The organism is Psychrobacter sp. PP-21 (assembly GCF_033790785.1).
In the GTDB taxonomy this organism is placed as follows: Bacteria; Pseudomonadota; Gammaproteobacteria; order Pseudomonadales; family Moraxellaceae; genus Psychrobacter.
This window is the reverse complement of sequence record NZ_JAMYEB010000002.1, coordinates 116,302-139,483: the sequence shown is the minus strand read 5'-3', so window position 1 is coordinate 139,483 and position 23,182 is coordinate 116,302. Positions and strand designations below refer to the sequence as shown.

20 protein-coding genes are annotated in these 23,182 nt (G+C 43.7%); 2 read left to right on the top strand and 18 right to left on the bottom strand.

What is annotated here, in order from left to right; genetic code table 11:
• Positions 1-38 precede the first annotated feature (38 nt).
• Positions 39-1,313 carry a TerD family protein gene (locus NJD71_RS03435; protein ID WP_319050554.1) on the top strand — a complete coding sequence of 425 codons (1,275 nt, stop codon included), beginning with the start codon at positions 39-41 and terminating at the stop codon, positions 1,311-1,313.
• A gap of 150 nt (positions 1,314-1,463) precedes the next feature.
• On the opposite strand, the gene NJD71_RS03430 is transcribed toward NJD71_RS03435, so the two are convergent.
• The 12 genes from NJD71_RS03430 to queC form a co-directional block, all read right to left on the bottom strand.
• The gene (locus NJD71_RS03430; protein WP_319050553.1) at positions 1,464-2,072 is read right to left on the bottom strand and encodes a TerD family protein; all 609 of its coding nucleotides are present in this window, start codon (positions 2,070-2,072) and stop codon (positions 1,464-1,466) included.
• 60 nt (positions 2,073-2,132) lie between these two features.
• The gene (locus NJD71_RS03425; RefSeq protein WP_319050552.1) at positions 2,133-2,885 is read right to left on the bottom strand and encodes a TIGR00266 family protein; all 753 of its coding nucleotides are present in this window, start codon (positions 2,883-2,885) and stop codon (positions 2,133-2,135) included.
• 164 nt (positions 2,886-3,049) lie between these two features.
• Complete coding sequence (locus NJD71_RS03420) at positions 3,050-3,625, bottom strand: TerD family protein (protein WP_319050551.1); 576 nt, start codon at positions 3,623-3,625, stop codon at positions 3,050-3,052.
• Between the two features lie 307 nt (positions 3,626-3,932).
• Positions 3,933-4,862, bottom strand: a complete 930-nt coding sequence (locus NJD71_RS03415) for a glutaminase (protein WP_319050550.1) — start codon at positions 4,860-4,862, stop codon at positions 3,933-3,935.
• Positions 4,863-5,086: 224 nt separating this feature from the next.
• Positions 5,087-6,154: a DUF475 domain-containing protein gene (locus NJD71_RS03410; protein ID WP_319050549.1), complete on the bottom strand. Its 1,068-nt coding sequence runs from the start codon at positions 6,152-6,154 to the stop codon at positions 5,087-5,089.
• Between the two features lie 237 nt (positions 6,155-6,391).
• Positions 6,392-6,967, bottom strand: a complete 576-nt coding sequence (locus NJD71_RS03405; RefSeq protein ID WP_319050548.1) for a TerD family protein — start codon at positions 6,965-6,967, stop codon at positions 6,392-6,394.
• A 233-nt stretch (positions 6,968-7,200) separates the two neighbouring features.
• The gene (gene rlmKL, locus NJD71_RS03400) at positions 7,201-9,507 is read right to left on the bottom strand and encodes a bifunctional 23S rRNA (guanine(2069)-N(7))-methyltransferase RlmK/23S rRNA (guanine(2445)-N(2))-methyltransferase RlmL (RefSeq protein ID WP_319050547.1); all 2,307 of its coding nucleotides are present in this window, start codon (positions 9,505-9,507) and stop codon (positions 7,201-7,203) included.
• A gap of 300 nt (positions 9,508-9,807) precedes the next feature.
• Positions 9,808-10,971 carry a mechanosensitive ion channel family protein gene (locus NJD71_RS03395; protein ID WP_319050546.1) on the bottom strand — a complete coding sequence of 388 codons (1,164 nt, stop codon included), beginning with the start codon at positions 10,969-10,971 and terminating at the stop codon, positions 9,808-9,810.
• Positions 10,972-11,130: 159 nt separating this feature from the next.
• Positions 11,131-12,618 carry a dihydrolipoyl dehydrogenase gene (locus NJD71_RS03390; RefSeq protein WP_319050545.1) on the bottom strand — a complete coding sequence of 496 codons (1,488 nt, stop codon included), beginning with the start codon at positions 12,616-12,618 and terminating at the stop codon, positions 11,131-11,133.
• 139 nt (positions 12,619-12,757) lie between these two features.
• Positions 12,758-13,255, bottom strand: a complete 498-nt coding sequence (locus NJD71_RS03385) for a peroxiredoxin (RefSeq protein ID WP_319050544.1) — start codon at positions 13,253-13,255, stop codon at positions 12,758-12,760.
• A 175-nt stretch (positions 13,256-13,430) separates the two neighbouring features.
• Positions 13,431-13,760 carry a hypothetical protein gene (locus NJD71_RS03380; protein WP_319050543.1) on the bottom strand — a complete coding sequence of 110 codons (330 nt, stop codon included), beginning with the start codon at positions 13,758-13,760 and terminating at the stop codon, positions 13,431-13,433.
• Positions 13,761-13,990: 230 nt separating this feature from the next.
• Complete coding sequence (gene queC / locus NJD71_RS03375) at positions 13,991-14,710, bottom strand: 7-cyano-7-deazaguanine synthase QueC (RefSeq protein WP_319050665.1); 720 nt, start codon at positions 14,708-14,710, stop codon at positions 13,991-13,993.
• Positions 14,711-15,052: 342 nt separating this feature from the next.
• On the opposite strand from queC, the gene ttcA reads away from it, so the two are divergent.
• Entirely contained in the window at positions 15,053-16,231 is a 1,179-nt protein-coding gene (gene ttcA / locus NJD71_RS03370) for a tRNA 2-thiocytidine(32) synthetase TtcA (RefSeq protein WP_319050542.1), read from the top strand.
• A 108-nt stretch (positions 16,232-16,339) separates the two neighbouring features.
• Here the strand turns inward: ttcA and NJD71_RS03365 are convergent, their stop codons facing one another.
• The 6 genes from NJD71_RS03365 to ccoN form a co-directional block, all read right to left on the bottom strand.
• A complete protein-coding gene (locus tag NJD71_RS03365) occupies positions 16,340-16,921 on the bottom strand; it encodes a FixH family protein (RefSeq protein WP_319050541.1) in 582 nt (193 codons plus the stop codon).
• A 178-nt stretch (positions 16,922-17,099) separates the two neighbouring features.
• Entirely contained in the window at positions 17,100-18,512 is a 1,413-nt protein-coding gene (gene ccoG / locus NJD71_RS03360; protein ID WP_319050540.1) for a cytochrome c oxidase accessory protein CcoG, read from the bottom strand.
• 439 nt (positions 18,513-18,951) lie between these two features.
• Positions 18,952-20,097 (bottom strand): cytochrome-c oxidase, cbb3-type subunit III, encoded by a 1,146-nt coding sequence (gene ccoP, locus NJD71_RS03355; RefSeq protein ID WP_319050539.1) that lies wholly within the window; start codon positions 20,095-20,097, stop codon positions 18,952-18,954.
• Positions 20,094-20,276, bottom strand: a complete 183-nt coding sequence (locus NJD71_RS03350; protein WP_194197257.1) for a cbb3-type cytochrome oxidase subunit 3 — start codon at positions 20,274-20,276, stop codon at positions 20,094-20,096. The genes ccoP and NJD71_RS03350 overlap by 4 nt, the downstream gene beginning before the upstream one ends.
• The gene (gene ccoO / locus NJD71_RS03345) at positions 20,276-20,914 is read right to left on the bottom strand and encodes a cytochrome-c oxidase, cbb3-type subunit II (protein WP_201601089.1); all 639 of its coding nucleotides are present in this window, start codon (positions 20,912-20,914) and stop codon (positions 20,276-20,278) included. The genes NJD71_RS03350 and ccoO overlap by 1 nt, the downstream gene beginning before the upstream one ends.
• Positions 20,915-20,923: 9 nt before the next feature.
• Positions 20,924-22,405 (bottom strand): cytochrome-c oxidase, cbb3-type subunit I, encoded by a 1,482-nt coding sequence (ccoN, locus tag NJD71_RS03340; RefSeq protein ID WP_319050538.1) that lies wholly within the window; start codon positions 22,403-22,405, stop codon positions 20,924-20,926.
• Positions 22,406-23,182 lie beyond the last annotated feature (777 nt).

Sequence of the window (23,182 nt, the reverse complement as noted above, 5' to 3'; positions counted from 1 at the left end):
AACGACAGCGAAATAATAAATAATCCAAAGGACAGATAATGAGTCAAGTGCAACCTCAAACATTAGTGGCAGGTGCCAATGCACCGCTACCAACTGACAATATCAGTATTCGTATCTTGAGCCAAAGCGCTATCGACTGCGCGGCGTATCGCCTAACCACAGATGGCAAAGTACGCGGCGATGGCGATATGATATTTTATGGACAGACCCGTAGCGATGATGGCAGCGTTAGCTTTCGTGGTCACGATAGTGATGGGTTTTTTGATATCAACTTACCTGCACAACCTACGAGTATCGAAAAAATCGCTTTGGCATTTTCTAGTGCGCAGGCATTGGCCCAAGTTGGCGACGTGGATATTCAAGTCCTACAAGGCAGTCAGGTACTCATGAGTTGCCAATTGAGTGCTGCTGGGCGTAACGAAAAAGCCATTATTTTGGCGGAGTGCTACCGTCGTCAGGGTAGTTGGAAGTTTCGTTTTATTGCTCAAGGATTTGAAGGTGGGTTAAAACCGTTGTCTGAACATTTCGGAGTCGAAATCGCAGATGAGGCACCAGCGCAGCAGCAAAACCCTGTACAAAATCAGTCGCAACCGATCAATACGCAGCGACCTATCAATACGCAAAAAGCAGGCAACACCTCTCAAGCGAGTACTCCGCCACCGATTCCTACCAGTCCGTCGATTAATCTAAGCAAAATTACGTTAACCAAAAACCAATCGAGCATCAATCTTAAAAAACGCGATGACTTTGGTAAGATTTCAGTGAACTTGGACTGGAACCAACGTCCAGAGAGTAACAAGTCAGCTCCCAAAAAAGGCATCCTAGGAGATCTATTTAAACAGCATCAAGCGAGCGGTATTGATCTTGATGTTGGCGCGATGATTCATCTAAAGAACGGCGAAAAAACTTTGATTCAAGCGTTGGGTGACCGTTTTGGTAGTCTGCAAACAGCGCCGTATGTGTGCTTGCGAGCCGATGATAGAACGGGACAGGTGAGTGGCGGTGAGTGGCTCGATATCAATGGTCAGCAGTGGTCACAGATTGAGGAGGTGTTTATTTTCGCCTTTATTTATGAAGGCGCGCCAAACTGGGAAAAAACCGATGGTGTTGTGACCATTCATGTACCGGACCAGTCACCGATTGAGACCCGTCTAACAGAAGGGGCTGGTAACTTGCCGATGTGTGCAATTGCGCGTTTGGTCAATCAGCAAGGCAGTATCAATGTAGAGCGCATCAATCAATACTTTAAAGGCCATCAAGAAATGGACAAAGCCTTCAACTGGGGTTTTAGTTGGAAGCGTGGACGTAAGTAATGGCTTGAACCATACTACTCGAAAAAACCCCCACTACTACAAAAGCGACTGGGCAAATAAGAAAGCCCGTCTGTGAATAGACGGGCTTTCTTATTATAAAATGAGTCAATAAATCAGATAAATTATTATCCAATCAAAATATCAAGTCAATTATGCATGTGGTGTGATAGCAGGCATCAAGTCATGGAAGGTACGACCAGAGGCAGTTTCACCAATCGCATGCATTTTCCATTCGTTGTTATGACGATAAACTTTTGCCATTACCATCGCGGTATGTCCACCTTGTGCTGACAGATTATAACGTGCTACTTCGCTATTATTGTTAGCGTTAACGATACGGCAAAACGCATTTTCTACGGTCTCAAAAGTTTGACCGGTAAAGCTATTGACCGTGAATACTAGAGAGACCACATTGGCAGGGACTCTTGAGAGATCGACGTTGATAACTTCATCATCACCATCGCCATCACCAGTACGGTTATCGCCTGTATGGACGATACTGCCATCTTTTGACTTCAGCTGACTGAACCAAATAGCGTCAACTGCTTGTTTATTGGCATCGAACATAATGCATGAAGCATCTAAGTCGATAGAGTCGCCGCCACTACCGCCGCCGAATAGTTTGCCTAAAAAGCCACCTTTTTTATCTTGTGGACCTTGAGCGACATCCCAGCCTAGACCCAATTTAACCTGAGTCAGATCGCCGCCAGCTTCTTTGCTTAGGGAGATTTTCTGCCCTTTTTGTAGACTAACTGCCATGTGAGTATCCTTATAATAATTGTGAGTAAAAACTGCGAATAAAAACGTGATTAAAAAATGCTATAAAATATTATCTAAAAATCCGCCACCGCCGCCGCGTCCACCTGAGCTACTGCCTAGTACGCTCTGTAACCAACCTTGATAGCTATCGCGATTGCGCGAGCAAATAATCACTTTGCCCGTTCCTGAAAAGTTCAGAACCATACCTTCGCCACTGGTTACAGAGTTGATGATATTGCTCATAATGCCTTTTTTCTTACTGGTCGAAACTGATAGTTTATACTCAAGGTTCGAGTCCCAGCAAACGACATGACCGTTATCAATGATGACATCTTTGTCTGGCGTCACCTCAATCTCAAATAGTGAGCCAAAGCCAGATACCACTACCTGTCCTTGACCTTGGGTCTGCATGACCATGAAGCCACCAGTATCCCCAAATACGGCACCGCCCAGATTACGCTGAATATTGGCTCTAATATCGACCCCTGTCTGCGCGGCAACAAACGCACCATCGCTGAGTGTATATTGCTGTTTGCCGACCTCGATGATTTGCATATCGCCATCTAGCGTAGGTGCGAGCAGACAATCGCCTTCACCATTGACTGCTTCAATCTGCTGCTGAAACAATGATTCGTCATTGGCGAAACGGCGCATGAGTGACTGCATAAGTCCACCTTGGAGCTTACCTTTTAACTCAAGGTTAGACTCCATCATTACCATTGCATTGGCTTCACAATATATCGAATCGCCTTTTTTGAGATTACAGTGTAAAAAAGGCTCAATAGTACCGATCAAACTGAATGTTGCGGACATGGGTGGCAAATCCTTATTCTAATATCTTTTTTAAATAGCTTTTTAGTCAGCCAATTAAATTTAAAGCCATCAAATGCGTTAAAAGGGCACACTTGATGGCTCATAATTATCGCAATCACCTGATTGCGATAATTGGCTGGTCAGACGTTTACGTTATTTTGATATTATACGTTGACGCCATAAGAGGCTGCTAATGGTCCAAGACCACCACTGAAGCCTTGACCAACAGCACGGAATTTCCAGTCACCGTTATGACGATATAACTCGCCGAAGATCATAGCCGTTTCAGTACTACCGTCTTCTGATAGGTCGTAACGAGCGATTTCAGATTCGCCATTATCGTTTACGACACGGATATAAGCATCGCCAACTTGACCAAAGTTTTGGTTACGTGCCTGACCTTCATAAATGATGGCACAGATGGCTACTTTGTTTACATCAGATGGGATGTTAGCAAGATTGATTTTGATTTTTTCGTCATCGCCATCGCCTTCACCAGTGCGGTTGTCACCAGTATGCTCGACAGCGCCGTTATCTGATTTTAGGTTGTTAAAAAAGATAAAATCTTGGTCATTACGGACTTTTCCTGCTTCATTGATCAAAAAGCCAATGGCATCTAAGTCAAACTCTTGACCGTCAGTTGCGCGTGGATCCCAGCCTAGACCGACTGTAATGTTAGTTAAACCTGGCGCTTCTTTTGATAAGTTTACGTTGCCGCCTTTTGTTAAGCTAATAGCCATACAAATATCCTTTGGATTAATAGTTAAGTGGATTGGTTATAAAAAATAAATTAAAAGTTGTGCAGTGACTGATATATCAGCCAGAACAGCAAAAAACTGAGCTGTACGCTATATGCTGTATATCATTACGTTTTACTATACTAAGCGTTCGCTCACTAAGCAAGGCGTATTTTGTGCGCTTACTATATGCTTACCAAGGGACATAATAACCCTGCAAACTTGATACTTTTTAATCATCTTAGCAATAGTGGATAAGATATTGTTATGAAAAGTAAATGTCTAATCTAAGCACATATAGATGTCGTGCTTATTCTGCAAAAACTGACCAACCAGTTTCTTGCACAAAACGCTCTAGCGCTTTTAATCCAAGTTTAGAGTTGCCTATATGATCAAGCCCTGGTGACCATACCGCGATAGAGCCTTTACCGGGTGCTATGGTCAAAATACCGCCACCAACCCCGCTTTTACCAGGCAAGCCTACACGGTAAGCAAACTCTCCAGAACCATCGTAATGACCACACATCATCATGAGTGAGTTGATACGCCGTGCTCGGTGTTCATTGATCACACGTACTCCTGAGTGCTTATCAACCCCATTGGAGACTAAGTATAGACCGGCACTGGCTAACTGTTGGCAATTCATGGCAATCGAGCATTGATGAAAATAGGTACCCAATACATTGTCCACCTCATGTTTTAAACGACCAAAGGATTTCATAAAGTGTGCTAAAGAGGCGTTTCGGTCTTTATGCGCCATCTCAGATGCGGCTACTTTATGATCAAAACGAATTGACTCATCATCTGCAATAAGGTGAACAAATTGAAGAATCTCACCCAATGTCTCTTTGGGTTTATGACCCATCATAATAGCATCCACCACCGCGATAGCGCCGGCATTGATAAATGGATTGCGCGGTCGACCAGTCTCATGTTCGAGCATCACAATCGAATTAAAGGGGTCGCCAGATGGTTCGCGTCCAACGTGCGTCCATAGCCCATCACCTAGCTTGCCAAGACCAATAGTCAGGGTAAATACCTTAGAGATACTTTGGATTGAGAAGAGTGTACTAGCATCTCCTGCAGTATAGAGCTGTCCATCGGGGGTAGCGACTGCCATACCAAACTGGTCTGCATCTACATGTGCCAGCTGAGGTATGTAGTCTGCTACTTTTCCGCGATCGGTTTCAACTGCCATTTCTGCGGCGATATCATCAAGAATTTTCTGTATATCAATCATGAGGTTTTATTTTTGTCGTATTGTCGAAGGATGAGGCGCCTAGTAATGCAAAGAGGTGCCTATAGTCAAGCGCTCATCATACAGAATGACGTACTCGTAGTATACGCATACATGAATAAAGGATGGGGTTATATCGCGCTAAAAGTGACGAAAAAAAGCAGGTCATACCTGATGATATGACCTGCCTAAATGCGTAACAGTAGATACAATACTAATAATCTGTCTTAGTTTAAGCTTGCTCTTTCAGCTTTGCGGTGCTGCAGTGATGCCAGCAGCGCCCAACCAATAAAGGCAATACCAATAAGACCGGTAATAATCTCTGGAACATGGAACTTGACTGACAACAACATGATGATTGCTAAGGCACCGATAGCGTAGTGTGCACCATGCTCAAGATAGATAAACTCATCAAGCGTGCCTTTGTCCACTAAGAAGATAGTCATAGAACGTACGAACATCGCACCAATCGCAAGACCCAGCATGATAACGATAACGTCATTGGTAATCGCAAATGCGCCAATCACACCATCAAAACTGAACGAAGCATCAAGGACTTCTAAGTATAAGAAACCAATGATACCGCCTTTCATAATAGCGCTGGTTGCAGCTGCACCTGAGCCATTCTCTTCGTTCTCTAAGTCTTCCTCAAGGTCACCCTCAAGCATACCGGATACGACCTGCACACCAAGATAGACCAAGATACCCCAAACACCAGCGATTAAGACAGCACTTGATTGCTCAGCAGAAGCCCACGATACGGCAATCATCAAGACGATAAGCGCAACAAACACACTCATAGCATCAACTTTGCCAAGCTTTGCTAGGCGGCTCTCAAGCCAATTAAACCAATGTACGTCTTTGTCATCAAATATAAAGTTCAAGAAGACCAGTAATAAGAATATACCACCAAATGCTGATATTTCAGCATGATGTGCCATCAGTCTGGCTGAGTACTCTTGAGGGTTGTTCAATGCCAAATCGATTACTTGCATCATACCAAGGTCAGCAGTAACAGCGACGATGACAATAGGGAATACCAAGCGCATACCGAAAACTGCGATCAAAATACCAACGGTCAAAAATATCTTTTTCCAAAACTCGTCCCAGCCTTTGAGGACTGAGGCGTTGACCACCGCGTTATCAAAAGACAACGAAATCTCCATGACGGCCAAAATAGCGGTAATCGAGAGCGTGGCTATCAAGCCGCCCATACCGCCATGTGAATATCCCCACCATGCTGCGATTGCCAACGCAATTGCGGTAAAGATAAAATCTAAATAAAAATGTCTCATGACACATCCTGTCTGGTTGCGTAAAGCTGGTCTAGTATAGACACAAGCCGCAAAAAAGTGGTTATTGCTAACCACTTTTTATGCATAATTTTAAACGAAACGTAAAGCATTACTAGTCATTTGAGCATTAAAAATTGTGACTATTTGCAACGATGATTGCTCTACGTTTTGGACGTGATACTTAGGACCGATGAGGGTCTAAATGCCAATATAGATACGCCTTTTACGGATATGCCTTTAGATGTCGACACCGTACTGCTGACACATCGCTTGTAGGCCACCTGAATAACCCTGACCAACAGCGCGGAATTTCCATTCGCCGTTATGGCGATATACTTCACCAAATACCATTGCCGTCTCAACAGAATAGTCTTCTGCCAGATCAAAACGAACGACTTCAGTGCCCGTTTCTTCATTGACTACGCGGATAAAGGCATTTGCCACCTGACCAAAGTTTTGACTACGAGCAGCCGCGTCATGGATGGTCACAGTCACAACCACTTTGTCTACGTCAGCAGGAATTTGAGTTAAGTTGACTTTGATGACTTCATCATCGCCATCACCCTCGCCAGTACGGTTGTCACCGGTGTGCTCGACCGCGCCATTGTCAGATTTGAGCTGATTGTAAAAAATAAAGTCATGATCGCCGCGTACTTTGCCAGCACCATTTAGCAAAAACACACTGGCATCAAGATCGAATTCAGCACCAGAGGTGGCGCGCTCATCCCAACCTAGACCAATAAGTAACTTGGTTAAGTTTGGATCCGTCTTTGTGAGTGATAGATTGCCGCCTTTATTGAGTGATAAAGCCATAATGTTATCCTTGTTATTAGAAGTACTATGAAATAAAAGGCGATGGTTACGCTATATCTGCGCAAATCCATCGCCTAGTAACGCTCTATCATAACAACAAAAAATGACCCAATCAAAGCCGATTGGGTCATGGTTATATTTCATATACATTGAGCAAAAAACTTACGTTTCAGACAGTTATGTGATTACTGCTCATTGCTCCACTCATATAAAGAACCTTCGTATTTGCTACATTATAGGCTTTGGCGATGACGAATCTCAAAGCTCTGATGAATTGGCTTTTTGATATTAAAATCAAAACCAATGGTCTTTTGCGTAATATCGACGATATCGTAGCGCTCTATCAACTGCTCATCTAGCTCAAAGCGCGTGAAGTTATTAGAGAAGTACAAGACACCATCGGAAGTTAGACGATTCATCGCACGATTGATCAGTGCGGCATGGTCACGTTGCACATCAAAGGTACCTTGGAATTTTTTAGAGTTTGAGAATGTCGGTGGATCAATAAAGATAACGTCGAATTGCTCAGTATTGTCTTTGATCCACTCAAAAATATCAGCCGCGACGAATTGATACTTGTTTCGACTAACGTCCAGACCATTCAATACAAAGTTTTGTTTGCCCCAATCTAGGTAATTCTGTGACAAATCAACGCTGGTGACTTTTTTAGCGCCAGCGAGAGCGGCATGGACACTAGCGGTACACGTGTAAGCAAATAGATTGAGGACAGCTTTACCGCGACTGTTGTCTTTGATGCGTGCGCGCATATTACGGTGATCGATGAACAAGCCTGTATCTAAATAATCGGTAAAGTTAACATAGAAATAGGCACCATCTTCACGGGCAACATGAAACTTGCCACGTTTTTCAGTGGTGTTCTGTTTGCTGTACTGATCATTACCTGACTGGCGTGCCCGTGTTTTGATAAAGATTTGTTCGCGGTTAATATCAAACACTTCACGAATACCCATCAATGCCAAGTTGAAGCGCTTTTTGGCCGTCTCAGGTGGGATAGTTTTTGGCGGTGCATATTCTTGTACATGGGCGTAATCACCATATAAGTCGATAGCTACTTTGAAATCAGGTAAATCAGCATCGTATACGCGAATGTTACTCACGTTGCCTTTCTTGGCAAGCTTTTTAAGTTTGCCAAGATTCTTTTGTAGACGATTAATAAAATCCTGTCCTTCTTCCACTTCGATTTCACGTTTCTCAAACTGACTGACAAGGTGGCCTGTTTGCCCAGAGATCAGTGTTCCATAGCGGAAGTAAACCGTGATCGCACCATTATGACAGCGCAGAGTACGTGGTTCTTTGATAGGGAGTATATCTACTTGCTCAACGCGAGACGCCAGGATGCCGAGCATTGGGTCGATACCGCTACCAGCAAAGCTGTCCTGAACAATAAGTCCAATTGCTTGGTATAACGGTTTAATCATTTCCTCATCACCCAAACGCTCACCATAAGGTGGGTTAGTGATGATCAAGGGGTTATTCAATCGACCGTCATTGACCAGTGGTTTTAGCGTGCTGCCCAGTTGATCAAGGGCACGGGTTTCGATATCGAGTAGCGGGAGTAAGTCTTGTAACCCTGCGGCAATTAGATTTTTTTCGGTGGCGATGATTGCGCCATTGTCAGCATCAAACCCTAGCATCAGTGGCAAGGTATCTGGTTGCTCATTAGCAATATCTAAGGCATCACGAAAGCGTGTCTGAGCATCATCAATCATCTCCTGCCATAGCGTCTCATCATGATGCTGCCACTCATAAAAGCCAAATTGATTAGCAGCTTTGTCGATACCCACAGCGTAATCGCAGTGCATGAGTAGTGCTTCGATCAGAAACGTCCCAGAGCCGCACATAGGATCGATCAAGGCATTGTAGTAAGGCGCGTTGCCTGCCTCGTTTTTCTTATGCCAGCCAGCACTATAAAGTAGGGCGGCTGCTAGGTTTTCTTTTAGTGGGGCTTCTGTCATGGCCACACGATAACCGCGGCGATGCAAACTGGTGCCTGACAAATCTAGATACAACTCGGCTTGCTTGTCATTGATGGTCGCAAAAATAGAAAAATCTGGGTTTTTGCTATCGACATTAGGGCGGCTGTCGTAAACTTCGTTGAAAGTGTCTGCAATAGCATCTTTGACACGTAGCATGGCAAACTGCTGGCTCACTGCGACACGTTTATCGACAGACAGACGAATCGCAAAGGTCTGCTCTAAGCTAAACTGCTCTGTCCAATTGACCGATTTTGCCAAACCATAGAGCTGCTCTGCGACATCATATTCTGCATTGATGTTTCGACGTTTGATGAGCATCAATACTCGTGAGGCGACACGCGACCATAAGCAAATAGTGTATAAGTCACGCAAGTTGCCAGTGACGGCAAGACGTCCCGTACTCTTGATGTCGCTTTCAATACCAAAACTGGTCAGCTCAGTCTGCAGCGGTGCCTCAAGCCCATCGGCACAGGTAATGATAAGATCAAGCATCAACTCTGGTGTAGCGGTTGCTGGAGATGCGGGGGCAGTTTGTTCGGTCATACGGATACCTGTGGGCTAAATTGACAAAAAAGCAAATAATAAGAGGGACGGTGTAACCCGCAATTTTACCATAATTCACGGTGGGATAGTTCAAAATCAGGACGTGCCTATAGTCAAAGAAATCTAAAACAGCTACAAGGCAGTCGACCGCAGATTGTACACATAGTACCTCTAGGGAGGATAACACCGTAGCGGTTTAGTAGTTCGCTGACTATATATGATCAAACCCATAGAATCTAATCAGATACATAACGTTATGTGTCTATAGACTTCACGTGTCTACTTATATGTTGCTAGAGGTCACTCTTCTGCCACCACTTGGGTAGTAGTGGCAAAAGGTTTGGTCGCGATAGGGTAGTCAACGTCTTTTGGCATAAGCAGGCGCATATGCGGGTAGGGCGTTGAGATTTCAGCAGCATCAAAAGCAACTTTGATCTCTTCTTGCAATACTTCTTTTATCTTGGGTATACGTGCAACCGCTGCTGGTTTTACCCAAAAACGCACAATAAAAAATACGCCATACTCTCCGATTTCGGCGACTGTGGCGGAAGTCTCAGGACGATTGAGCACCGCATCGGTATTGCTGAGCACTTGCAAAATTTCTTTGCGCGCCATCTCGATGTCGTCTTCGAAGGCAATACGCACACGTATATCAAAACGTATGAAATTTTTGGAGGTTAAATTGATTACCTCAGAGGAGGCAACGTTGGAGTTTGGGATAATGACTGTGATATTGTCTCGCGTCAGGATATGGGTTGTGCGTAGAGCAATGAGCACCACGCGCCCTTCATTATCATTGATATGAATCCAGTCGCCAACCTGAAAGGACTGCTCTAGCAAAATCGTAATACCTGCAATAAAGTTGGCAAGGGTTGACTGAGCTGCAAAGCCGACTGCTAAGCCAACAATGCCCAAACCAGCAACCAATGATACGATATCAAAGCCAAATTGTGCCATCACGCTGGCAAGCCCGAGTACCAATATGAGCACTGATAAAATATTTTTGAGCAGCTGCTCTATCGAGGCGTTGAGACCGTAATGCTGCAATACTTTATGAATGATTTGACCTGATGATGCCCAGAGCACGTAGTAAATACCAGCCCAAGTGCTTGCTTTTACTGTGGCTTTGATCGTTTCCGGTTCAAAGTTTATTTGACTCATGATCGCAATCAGGCTCGCCACAATCCACACATAACGCAGGGTTGAGCGAGCGATTTTGGTACGGCGCTCGTTCAGATGAATTTTGGCTCTGCTTTGTCTCAGGATATAATTGGCCAACCAATAAAAAAACCCCAATACTGCAAGCAGTATTAGGATTTTGATGCCAGTACTTGTCAGCTCTACCGCCTGAGAAGACCAATTAAGGGATTCTTCATCTATGGAGCCACCCAGAGCAAGGTAGAGGCTAGTATGCAGGTCACGAATGATCTCTTTGAAAAAGTCGGTAACACTGGCGATCGGCATTGTCTCATCCATGCAGGGTGTGTTTGTACAAATTTTTATATATGAGGTATCTACTAATAAATTACCTCAAGTGGTCAAAGCAATCAAATATATTACTACTGAGCATGACTTATATCTAAAGATGCTGCTCATGACTACATAGGATTGCTTGGTCATCAATTAAAAATTGTCTTCCTGAGTGTCTTGAGACTGATATGGAATTTTCATTTTATCCTGAACATCACGCAGCGCCGTACGTAGTCCCTCTAGTATCGTAGGATGATAAAAAGGCGTGTCTAACAGTTGTTTGATACACAAATCATTGGTAATCGCAGTAGCTAATATATGACCGATATATTCAGCATCAGGACCAACCATGCTAGCACCCAAAATCCTATCGGTTTTTTTGCACCCATAGATATGTAGCAACCCGCAATTGACCCCCATCACTCGGCTACGGCCCTGATTGTCAAAGCTCACGCTACCGATAACAAACTCAAGCTCTGAGTCGTCTTGGATTTCTGGTAATGACATACCGATATTGACGATTTGCGGCGAGCAAAAAACAATAGAAAAAGGCGGGGCAGGTGGACGGATATATGCGTTTTCTGTATTTTCGCAGACCATGTTGCCTGCACTATAGCCTTCGTCACTAGCGACATGTAGCAGCGGAATATTGGCATTGGCATCACCGACAATATAGATATCCAAGTCGCCAATTTGCCCTGTCTTCTTACTTAAGTCTTTTGGACGGTTTTTATCATCAAGCTCAACACCTAAGTTCTCGACTCCGAGCTGTTTGATATTATTGCGGCGACCAGTAGCGACCAGCACATACTCACCTTGCCATCGCTGAGATGTGCCTGCACTGTCCTCATATTCGATAAACGCACTCGTGTTACCGCTATCTGATGTTGTGCCGACATTGTTGATGGTGCTTCCCAAATGCATGGTGAGCTCACTACTCAAGCAGTCGATGGCTTTGTGATTAATATCCTCATCTTTGAGACCAGCTACTTGTTTGACACGGTTTAGGAGCGTGACCTCTACGCCCAAACGCGTGAATGCTTGCGCAAGCTCTAGACCGATAGCGCCAGCACCGATGACGGCCATAGATTTGGGCAAATCTGTCAGCTCAAAAACACTATTAGAGGTGAGCATAGTGTCGCCAAGCATGTCTGCCCAGCCATCAGGAATAAACGGTGAGCTGCCTGTCGCCATAATGATTTGTTCAGCTGAGATGATCTCGTCATTTACCTCGATCAATCCATGCTCATTGATACGAGCACGTCCATCGATTTTTTTGTGATCGGGCCAGCTGTCTACTTGTTTTTTGATGTAGCTGGCAAAATGACTGCGTTCGTCACGCACGCGCTGCATGACCTGCTTGCCGTCAATCGTTGCCGTTGCATGAACACCAAACTCGCTAGAGTTATTGGCATCATGTGCGCGATCAGCCGCCGCAATAAGTAGCTTGCTAGGCATACAACCGACTGCGATACAGGTTGTTGTCCAAAACCCTTCATTGATAATGACGACGTCGTCCTTTATTTTGCTCGCTTGGCGAAATGCATTTTGACCTGCGGTACCAGCGCCGATAACGGCAACAGAAACGTGGCGTGTGATGTTATGTGGTGCATTATCAGTAGTATCAGACGGTTTGTTCATATTATTCTCTAGTAGGAAGGGTTGTAGTAGCAGCGCGTTTTATTATTGGCAAAGACCTTTATGTTTACGCGACTATCATGTTTATGGATAGTGCGTAACTGCTGATTAAATGGCTCAGCTTATAGATTATGGTGCTAATTTATGATGCTAATATAGTCAGTAAGCGACTGGTGTAGTCTTTGGCACGTAGGTTTCGCTGCGCATGAGTCAATTGACTGTCTTTATCAAATACAAATGCAGAGCGCACTAGACCTAGAGTAATCTTGCCATACATATTTTTTTCTTTAATAACTTCAAAATACTGGCAGAGCTGCTCATCAGTGTCACTGATAAGCGGGATTTGTAGATCATACTTGTCGATGAACTTTTCGTGAGACTCGACGCTATCACGAGAGACACCAATGATGTCATAACCTAAATCATCAAATTCGTGGAGATGAGCGGTAAACTCAGTCGCTTGAGTAGTACAGCCAGGGGTGCTGTCTTTTGGATAAAAATAGAGAATAAGACCTTTGTCCGTATTGGCAACCATCTCTTTTAGACTGATTTCATCATGGATGAAGTTACCAGCGAGCTTGCGTACTATTGTTACTGGAAAGTCAGGTAGGTCGATGGTTTCTGTGGTTGGCTTTGCCATTGTAAAATCCTTGTTGGTTTTGATTATATGTTGGTTTTATTTGAGATTTTATTTATCGTGTTCTTATTATAGGCAGATTAATAGAAATAAATAATCAGTTTTACACTTTGCTCATTCATTGCCAACAAAAAAGACTGGCAATGGCCAGTCTTTTGTATATCAAATAAGTAGTCGGTTAAGCAGGTTTCTGTGGCTGCTTCAAATCCAATCCGACCGTACACTGTTGCAAGTCTTTTTGCATGGTTTTTACATAAGGCAAGCCAGAGGGATCCTTTTTGTCTTTTGCGTAGCTTTCGATCTCCCACATCTGACCAATCGTCATATTACTACGCACGCCGATAGTACAATTACACAGTTTAGTAGCATCGTTTTTACTAGCAACTTTATATTTGACTGCGCCATTGACACAAGAGTTGATATTATCTTGCTTGATATCGGTAGCATTGGCTTGTGGCATGGCAAATACGGCAGCCAAGGCTAGGGGTAATACTGGCAATAACTTCATAAATTTCCTCTTACAGGTAGCGTCAGTTTTATAGATTTGGTATTCAGTGCGTCATCAGCTCATCGGTATATGGCTGACTGTAACGATCGATTTCATCTGATGACACAGATAATCGTTCATACCATAGCAATTATATCGATTGAAATACAATGGCGACGTGCTGTGTTAATGCAAGCGAATGTTTCGCTAATGTTGATTGGTAGCGCTGTTTGATCCGCAGTCTATCGTCTTTATCCTGCTTGATAATGAGTAGGATCAGTGACGCCAGCTTGGCTAAACCCTTGACGACGTAATGCACAGCTGTCACAAACTCCGCAAGCCAGGCCATTTGAATCTGCACGATAACAAGAAATCGTTTGTCCATAATCGACACCCAACGACAGACCAAGCTCAATCGTTTGTGCTTTAGACAGTTGTTGCAGTGGCGTTTGAATAGACAGGCGATGACCGGTAACGCCAGCTTTTGTGGCAAGATTGGCCATGTGCTCAAAGGCTTCTATGTACTCTGGGCGGCAGTCTGGGTAGCCAGAATAATCAACTGAGCTGACCCCAATGACAATATGGTTGGCATCCGTTACTTCTGCAACGGCTAGTGCATAAGACAAAAAGATTGTATTGCGTGCAGGCACATAAGTGTTTGGGATCGCGTCATTGTCAATCTCGTCACGCTTTTTGCTAGGGAACTTATCTGAATCACCATCTGGTACGATCATGCTATGGTCAGTGAGTGACGATCCGCCAAGTTGGGCGATGTCAATATCAATGATTCTATGATTAACACCTGCTGTCTCTGCGATGGTCTTTGCTGCGACAAGCTCGCTGTTGTGACGTTGACCATAATTAAAGCTGACCGCTGTTACAGAGGCATAGCGTGCTTTTGCCCAATACAAACAAGTGACCGAATCAAGACCACCCGATAATAGGACAACAGCGTTTTGGTTTTTGTTAATGGCGTCCAGCTCAGTATCAGAGGATTGAGGGAGAGAAGTATCCTGCAAAGTAACGTTAGTCATAGTGATATCTATTGTTGGTTTACGAAAACGGCTATTTTAGCAAAAATACAGCGACTACAGAACCATGAAGCGACCAATCAGGCGTCATTAAGTAGCCAAGGCGAACGTGGTCAGTATGCTGATAAAAATAAAGTCCAAATGACTGTCCTCTTTTCAATCTGTTAGCAATATTTGTTATAATTGCCGCTTTAAAAGCACCAGCCACCACAGGTCATTCACTGTGCTTTACTGCAAACTGTTTTATCGCAAAACCCTTCTTATAAAGATATTGAGTAACTTATGACTGCAGCAACTTTATTTACGCCAAACATCGCTCCTAGTTTTGATGAGATGTCTGATCATATGTCTAGTGAAACGGGATTTAGTAGCTATGTTCTAGAGGACGATACCGACACAGAGGCTAAAGCGTCTAGCAATGAGGATGTCGTTGCTGAGCAAGCTGCCGATACTCAGGCGCCTACTGAGTCTGCATACTTTCGTAAACTCCAAAAGAAGCTACGCCGTCAAGTGTCATGGGCCATTCGTGATTTTAATATGATCGAAGATGGTGATGTGGTGATGGTCTGCGTCTCAGGCGGTAAAGACAGCTATACCTTACTGGATATTTTATTGTTATTAAAACGCATTGCCCCCATTCATTTTGACATCGTCGCGGTCAATCTGGATCAAAAGCAGCCTGGCTATCCTGAGGATATTTTACCTGCATATCTCAATGAGCAAGGCATTGCCCATTATATTTTAGAAAAAGACACCTACAGTATCGTCAAAAGCGTGGTACCAGAGGGTAAAACTTACTGTTCAGCGTGCTCACGTCTGCGCCGAGGCTCACTATATGGTTTTGCCAAACAAATCGGTGCTACCAAAATTGCGCTTGGACATCATCGCGACGACATGCTTGCGACCTTCTTTTTAAACCTATTCCATGGCGGTGCGCTCAAATCAATGCCACCTAAATTGTTGAGCGATGACAAGCAAAACATGCTGATTCGCCCGCTAGCCTATGTCGAAGAAAAGGACATCATTGAATATGCCAAATTAAAAGAATTTCCGATCATTCCTTGTAATTTGTGTGGCAGTCAGACCAATCTACAACGCGCTATCATTAATGACATGTTACGTGAATGGGATGATGCGCATCCGCAGCGTTTGGCTTCTATCTTTAAGGCCATGCAAAACGTAGCGCCATCGCAATTAGCTGACCGTGAGTTGTTTGACTTTGAAACACTGAGTCTTGATCGTGATAATGATGAGCGTCTGTTTGAGGGTGACAATATTCAGGCAGGGCAGACTGATAGCTTGGCGGATATTGGTTTGCCAGTATCACCAAGAACGCAGACGTTCAATCCAAAGTTCGCCAGCGAGAAGTTACATTCGGTAGCGCCAGAATTAGCAGCAGACAGTACCTCAAAAAGTGAGCGTACCGCCCAAAAAATCCCAACGATTAATCCTATTATTTAACCTTTATAAATAAATACTCATTGAGTAAACCATAAAAAACCAGCCACTGTTATGAGTGGCTGGTTTTTTTGCGTATGGATAGTAGAGCTAGGATATAACTTAATAACATTAACTCTTAGCGAAGACTGGTAATGGGTCAAAGCTAACTGTTGAGCGCGGTAGTTTTGCCACATCTTGCATACGCCAGTCATCCTCACCATCGTTGCTCACTTGCAAATAATACTTGGCTTTTACCACATCAAGATCTACTTGCGCGCTGTATTTATTGTCCTCGATATGCTGTAGTACGACGTCGTGGTCTTTTTTGACATCGGTTGCATGCGAGATAGACAAATCCAGCGTATCAGGATAGGTGAGTGGTGCACCGTTTAGTAGCTTGCCTGACTGCACGCTTTGCTCAGGATAATTAAGATAAAACACAATATCGCCATTATCTGCAAATTGCATTTCGCCATGCAAGTCTAAATCATAAGTGAGCTTATCACGTGATACATCGTGGTAGAGCGTCTTGCCATCCATATACCAGTCATCACGTACCACGCTGTCACGGATTTGGTAAGAATAATAAACAAACCAGATGCACGCGATTACTACCGCAGCTGGCATGCCTATGACAAAGATAACAACCATATAGTTCTTGTACCATGGCTGAGTATCTTGATGCTTAAAGTTCGGTGCTTGATTAGACATAAAATACCTATTCATCAGATACTTATTTATCAGAAATCTATACATCAGATATCTACAAACGGTATCAACGGATAATTTGACGGCTAAGCGCTGCCAGTTCAATAATAGATTCCTCATTCGATAGCTTATAATAGGCTGCATCGCTAACTATCGAATGAAATATATAAAATCCAAAGGTTTACTGCCCTTGGGTGGTAAAGACATTCTGTTTACTGACCTGATACTTACCGTCTTCACTGACCACATTTAGGGTCACTGGCGTTTGACCAAACTCAATCACATCAGGGTCACCATAAATACTAACGGGCATATCAAAGCTTTCGCCTGCTTCTAATGGCACATCATTAAAGCGTAGCTCTAGACTCAGTCCATCTTGCGGTGCTAGCGTGATTTTATAAGCATGCGCATCTTGTGTTTTATTGGTCAGTTTAACGATATAGCTGTTTTCTATCATGCCTTCAGTATTGATCGAGGATAATTGATTGCGGTCACGGCGAATATCAATCTCTAACGGCACGCGATCTGTTAGAGCATATATGACCCCACCACACAGTACCGCTAATAAAGCCAAATAAGCAAACAGTCTGGGGCGAAGTACGCGGCTAGGCTCTTTTTCTGCCAGTTGACGCTCGGTTGTATAACGAATCAGCCCGCGCGGGTAGCCAACCTTATCCATGATCTCATTACACGCATCAATACAGGCTGCACATTGGATACAGGCGACTTGCAGGCCATCACGAATATCGATACCAGTGGGGCAGACCTGTACGCACATAGTACACTCGATACAGTCACCTAGATGCTCAGGATTTGTGCCTTTTTTGCGGGCACCGCGCGGCTCACCGCGCTCATAGTCATAAGAGACAATCAAGGTATCTTTATCAAACATCACGCTCTGAAAGCGACCATAAGGACAAATCTGTACACACATCTGCTCACGCATATAGCCTGCATTGGCATAAGTGGCAAAGGTAAAGATAAACATCGATACCCATACCCATGTGGGCCAATCAGGTATAGGGATCAGCCCTACTGTCTGCCAGCTATGATACAGAGATTCTGTGCCCGCCACATAACTGACGAAAGTCGCTGCTGTGATAACTGAAAGCAAAAGCCAAATCGAATAGACCACCGTACGTTTGAAGATTTTACTCGCACTCAGGGGTGCGTTGTCAAATTTCATGCGTTTATTGCGATCACCAATGACCCATTTTTCAACATACTGATACAGATGTGTCCAAATCGTTTGCGGACAAGCATAACCACACCAAACACGGCCTGCATAGACAGTCACCATAAACAAAGTGAACGCGGCAATGATGGCAAATGCGGCAATAAAATAAAAATCTTGAGTCAAAAAAGTCATGCCAAAAATATAGTAGTGCTGTGAGGGCACATCGAACCATATTGCTTGTCTACCATTATAGCGCAGCCACGGCAAAAGTAAAAAAGCGGCTAAGAGCGCATACATCGTGATGACACGAATGTTTTGATAAAAACCTGTGACAAACCTCGGGTGGACACGATGCTTGGTCGCATCAAGATCAATCTGTTGGACAGGGATTTTATTGGGTGATTGTTGTGCTGACATAAACGTGCCTCTTTAAAAAAAGAATCAGTCTGCTGGCATGATGAACAAATACCTCTAGCGTTGAAGTATATGAGTGTACGATGTTATCAATGTCAGTAAATAGAGGGTAGAGAACTGGACAAATACCAGTCTCATCCACTTACCAAATAGTAGCTTATAGAGATCAAGTTAGTAGAGACTAAGTTAGGACTTTATAGCGTCATACTTAACAGGCTATTTTGAACGACAGCTATTCTAACATTAACCCTACTAATAATGGGGTTATAATCGTGAAAAGCAATTGCTATATCGTGATAATGTTTACTATCTATGATTGATTATCATAGTCATTCTGAATTCATAGTCATTTTGAATAAAGTTCTGCAAAAATATATAAAAAGGGAGAACTGTAATGACAGTTCTCCCTTCATTAAATCTCGTCCATGTACAGTATTTATACTTAGTTAGCAGTTGCTTCTTCAGTTGCTACAGGCTGAGTCGCTGCTGCAGTAACCATTGATCCCTCAGGTGATTTACCAGTCTTGTCTGATAGTGAGTAGATGTAAGCAGCAAGAAGCATAATACGCTCATTACCTAGCTTAGTATCCCACTTAGGCATCACACCAGCACGACCATAACGTAGCGTCTCACGAATAGTCTCGCGGTCACCACCATATAACCAAATATTATCAGTCAAATTCGGTGCACCCGCTGAAATCATACCTTTACCATCTGGTCCATGACAAAGAACACAGTTGGTAGGCTCGTTGAAAATAACCTTACCTTGAGCCACTTTCGTTTGATCAAGTTCATAGTCATTTTGATTACCTGACATCGCTAAGACGTATTCAGCAACAGCACGTATGCCATCTTCACCAAGCTGATCACGCCATGCTGCCATACCACCGACACGCCCGTTATGTAACGTCGTTAGGATATTGCTGGCTTCACCACCATATAACCAATCATTGTCGGTCAGATTAGGGTAGCCTGTGGCACCTTTAGCGTTTGAACCGTGACATACCGCACAGTTCTGCAAGAACAAACGGCTACCGACTTTCAATGCATTTGGATTTTCAGACAGTTTTTCGACATAGGGGGCAAGTTCTGCTACTTTACCATCGATTTGAGTCTGTAAGTCTGCTGGTGGGTTGTCACTACGACGCATGGTCGCTTGCAACTCATTCAGTGTCCCTAGCGTCGCGGTTGCACCCGCTGCATCGGCTTTGACCAGGATGTTCTTTTCAAAGTTATCGGTAAATACTTTGTTGTTGCTCTCAAGCTCACTAAATAGCTCGTTCTTAGAGGTCCAAGGCACTGTTTCGCCATCGACTTCTACGGTTGCGATACCTTCCCAGTGTTTAGGGAACATGGCTGGGAAAAATACCCAATAAGCAAAGCCCCAAATGATTGAACCAAAAAAGATTACCAACCACCATTTAGGGAGTGCTTTGTCGTATTCTCGGATGCCATCATACTCATGACCAGTCGTACCGTCGTCTTCTAGGCTCGGTTTGTATTTGATAACAAACAACAAGACACCAAGAATAAAAGCCCAGCAGCCGATACTGATTAGCGTGATCCAAGAACTCCAAAAAAATGTCATCGTTTATCCTTATTGCGCTGCTCTTCAGACAAGGATTTAATATCCTCGTCATCAAGCGCAAGTTGTGCATCTTCTTCGAAGCGTTTTTTGTTTTTTGGCGAATACGCCCACCATGCAACGCCTACGAAGGCAATAAAGGCAGAAACGGTCGCAATTGTTTGTAATTCACCAATACCCATTAGCGCTGTCCTTCCATTGCGGTACCTAACTGCTGTAGATAGGCAACCAAAGCGTCAAGCTCAGTGGCACCAAGTACAGCATCTGGAGCACCTTCGATGTCTTCTTCAGTGTAAGGAACACCAAAACGATCGCGGAATAGACGCATTTTAGCTTGAATGTCTTCACCATCTACTTCATTTTCAGCAAGCCAGGGGAATCCAGGCATCACTGATTCAGGCACTAGCGAACGTGGCGCAATCAAATGCTGCTTTTGCCAGTCTTCAGAATAACGACCACCTACACGTGCTAAATCTGGTCCAGTACGTTTCGATCCCCATAAGAATGGGTGATCCCACGTTGACTCAGCGGCACGCGAATACGGTCCATAGCGTTCGACTTCTGCACGTAGTGGACGAACCATTTGCGTATGACAAACGTGACATCCTTCACGGATATAAATATCACGACCTTCGAATTCAAGCGCTGTCCAAGGCTCCATAGCAGGTAGGGGAGCATTCACCCCACCTTCCTCAGGGCCTTTGTTATCATAGATCAATGGTACGATTTCAACCAGCGTTGCAAAACTAATAGCAATCACGATACCAATGACTAACAAGCCTGTATTTTTTTCAATAATTTCATGCGGTGTACCAGCCATGATCGCTCCTTATACGTTAGCTGTCGAAGGTTTTTCGACACTAGGTTCATGATCCGTTGGATCAGCGACATCTACAGGCTTACCTTCTGGCATCTTGAGTGTTTTATAGCAGTTATAAGCCATAACAAACATACCCGATACATACAAGAAGCCACCAAAAGCACGACCGATATATGGGAAATGCGAGAATTCAACAGTATCAACGAAGCTATATACCAAAGTACCGTCTGGGTTCGTAGCAAGCCACATCATGCCTTGACCAATACCTGAGATCCACATAGATACGATATAGAAAATCGTTCCTGCAGTCGCCAGCCAAAAATGCGTGGTGATCAAGCTAATAGAGTACATCTTTGGTTTGTTATAAATACGTGGTAACAATACGTATAGCGAACCAATAGTAATCATACCAACCCAGCCAAGTGCACCTGAGTGTACGTGACCAATTGTCCAGTCCGTGTTGTGCGATAGCGCATTGACTGTCTTAATAGACATCATTGGGCCTTCGAACGTCGACATTGCGTAGAACGACAATGCCACAATCATAAAGCGGATGATCGGATCGGTGCGCAATTTATCCCAACTGCCTGATAGCGTGAGTACACCATTAATCATACCGCCCCAAGATGGCGCGAATAGAATGATAGAGAATACCATTGCCAATGACTGCGTCCAATCAGGAAGCGCTGAATAATGCAAATGGTGACCACCAGCCCACATATATGAAGCAATCAATGCCCAAAAGTGAACGATAGACAAACGATACGAATAGATAGGACGACCAATCTGTACAGGAACGAAATAATACATCATTCCAAGGAAGGCGGCCGTTAAGTAAAAACCTACCGCGTTATGCCCGTACCACCACTGCACCATCGCATCAGTTGCACCGCCAAATAGCGAATAAGATTTGAACGCACTAACCGGAATCGCCATGCTGTTTACGATGTGTAGTAGGGCAATCGTAATGATGAAAGCGGCAAAGAACCAGTTAGCCACATAGATATGTGAGGTTTTACGTTTGATGAGCGTACCAAAAAATACAATGGCATAAGAGATCCATACCAAAGCAATCAAGATATCGATAGGCCACTCAAGCTCAGCGTACTCTTTACTTGTGGTCAAACCTAGCGGTAGGGTGATGATGGCTGCGACAATAACTGCCTGCCATCCCCAAAAGGTGAACCACGCCAAATACGGCGCAAACAAGCGTGTCTTACAGGTACGCTGGACGATGTAATAAGACGTTGCGAACAGGGCAGAACCACCGAACGCAAAAATCACTGCATTGGTATGCAGTGGTCTTAAATGACTAAAGGTCAGCCATGGAATGTCAAAGTTGAGTCCTGGCCATGCTAACTGTGAAGCAATGAACACACCAAGACTCATGCCGAAGATGCCCCAAACGACAGCCATAATCGTAAAAAATCTTACGACAGTAATTTCGTACTCACGGTCAACTGGGGCGACTGCTGTGTTTTGTAAACTCATTGGATGATTCCTTTACAGCCCGAATTATCAACAGAATTAACCAACAGTCCGCGCTATAGGTATTATAAAAACTGATAAACTATAATAGCTGCGGTACATACTGTTCTTTGCCGTGCTTATCATCATAATCTCATTAACTATCAATATGGGCTGGTGTTTTATATCAGTAGGTACTGATGGATAAAAAGAGGCGCTTTGTGCACCTTGTTTACAGCCAATCGATAGTAGGATTGTTAATAGATTATCGAGATAAATAAGAATACGCGCCGTTTTTGAGCATCAAACATCTTGTAAGGCTAAATATATATCTTAATTATTACGAAAAAATCGGTACTAATGAAGATAGATACCCATACTATAGGGCTATAAAAACGCACTGACCATAGATGTATGCTAGCGGCGGCTGACAAAAAATATTTTTATGTAATGTTAGGTTAAAACTCCCGACTCTGTTTAAGGGTATTGTAACGCAATCCTAATCAAATATCATCAGAACTATGCGCCAAAATACAAACTCTTTGGTATAAAAATTCGCAAGCAACTTATTATTATTGCGCTATTTGCTTATTTTATACTCAATTTTATCACGATTCTGGATATGTATTTGTGTCAAACCAAGACAAACTTCATTAGAGGTAAATACGTGCTTCTAAAATAATTTTGTAACAATGGGCTTACAAGCGATACAAATAGGTTTTACTTATTATCAAATCGCCCCTTATAATGAGCCTGAACATCAGTGATAGCGACGTCTTATAAGTCTATCAGTAACAAACA

What these genes read in the sequence shown, in the direction of transcription:
- NJD71_RS03435 (WP_319050554.1), top strand. Translation starts at nt 39, where the DNA reads ATGAGTCAAGTGCAACCTCAAACATTAGTGGCAGGTGCCAATGCACCG.
- NJD71_RS03430 (WP_319050553.1), bottom strand. Translation starts at nt 2,072, where the DNA reads ATGGCAGTTAGTCTACAAAAAGGGCAGAAAATCTCCCTAAGCAAAGAA.
- NJD71_RS03425 (WP_319050552.1), bottom strand. Translation starts at nt 2,885, where the DNA reads ATGTCCGCAACATTCAGTTTGATCGGTACTATTGAGCCTTTTTTACAC.
- NJD71_RS03420 (WP_319050551.1), bottom strand. Translation starts at nt 3,625, where the DNA reads ATGGCTATTAGCTTAACAAAAGGCGGCAACGTAAACTTATCAAAAGAA.
- NJD71_RS03415 (WP_319050550.1), bottom strand. Translation starts at nt 4,862, where the DNA reads ATGATTGATATACAGAAAATTCTTGATGATATCGCCGCAGAAATGGCA.
- NJD71_RS03410 (WP_319050549.1), bottom strand. Translation starts at nt 6,154, where the DNA reads ATGAGACATTTTTATTTAGATTTTATCTTTACCGCAATTGCGTTGGCA.
- NJD71_RS03405 (WP_319050548.1), bottom strand. Translation starts at nt 6,967, where the DNA reads ATGGCTTTATCACTCAATAAAGGCGGCAATCTATCACTCACAAAGACG.
- rlmKL (WP_319050547.1), bottom strand. Translation starts at nt 9,507, where the DNA reads ATGACCGAACAAACTGCCCCCGCATCTCCAGCAACCGCTACACCAGAG.
- NJD71_RS03395 (WP_319050546.1), bottom strand. Translation starts at nt 10,971, where the DNA reads ATGCCGATCGCCAGTGTTACCGACTTTTTCAAAGAGATCATTCGTGAC.
- NJD71_RS03390 (WP_319050545.1), bottom strand. Translation starts at nt 12,618, where the DNA reads ATGAACAAACCGTCTGATACTACTGATAATGCACCACATAACATCACA.
- NJD71_RS03385 (WP_319050544.1), bottom strand. Translation starts at nt 13,255, where the DNA reads ATGGCAAAGCCAACCACAGAAACCATCGACCTACCTGACTTTCCAGTA.
- NJD71_RS03380 (WP_319050543.1), bottom strand. Translation starts at nt 13,760, where the DNA reads ATGAAGTTATTGCCAGTATTACCCCTAGCCTTGGCTGCCGTATTTGCC.
- ttcA (WP_319050542.1), top strand. Translation starts at nt 15,053, where the DNA reads ATGACTGCAGCAACTTTATTTACGCCAAACATCGCTCCTAGTTTTGAT.
- NJD71_RS03365 (WP_319050541.1), bottom strand. Translation starts at nt 16,921, where the DNA reads ATGTCTAATCAAGCACCGAACTTTAAGCATCAAGATACTCAGCCATGG.
- ccoG (WP_319050540.1), bottom strand. Translation starts at nt 18,512, where the DNA reads ATGTCAGCACAACAATCACCCAATAAAATCCCTGTCCAACAGATTGAT.
- ccoP (WP_319050539.1), bottom strand. Translation starts at nt 20,097, where the DNA reads ATGACATTTTTTTGGAGTTCTTGGATCACGCTAATCAGTATCGGCTGC.
- NJD71_RS03350 (WP_194197257.1), bottom strand. Translation starts at nt 20,276, where the DNA reads ATGGGTATTGGTGAATTACAAACAATTGCGACCGTTTCTGCCTTTATT.
- ccoO (WP_201601089.1), bottom strand. Translation starts at nt 20,914, where the DNA reads ATGGCTGGTACACCGCATGAAATTATTGAAAAAAATACAGGCTTGTTA.
- ccoN (WP_319050538.1), bottom strand. Translation starts at nt 22,405, where the DNA reads ATGAGTTTACAAAACACAGCAGTCGCCCCAGTTGACCGTGAGTACGAA.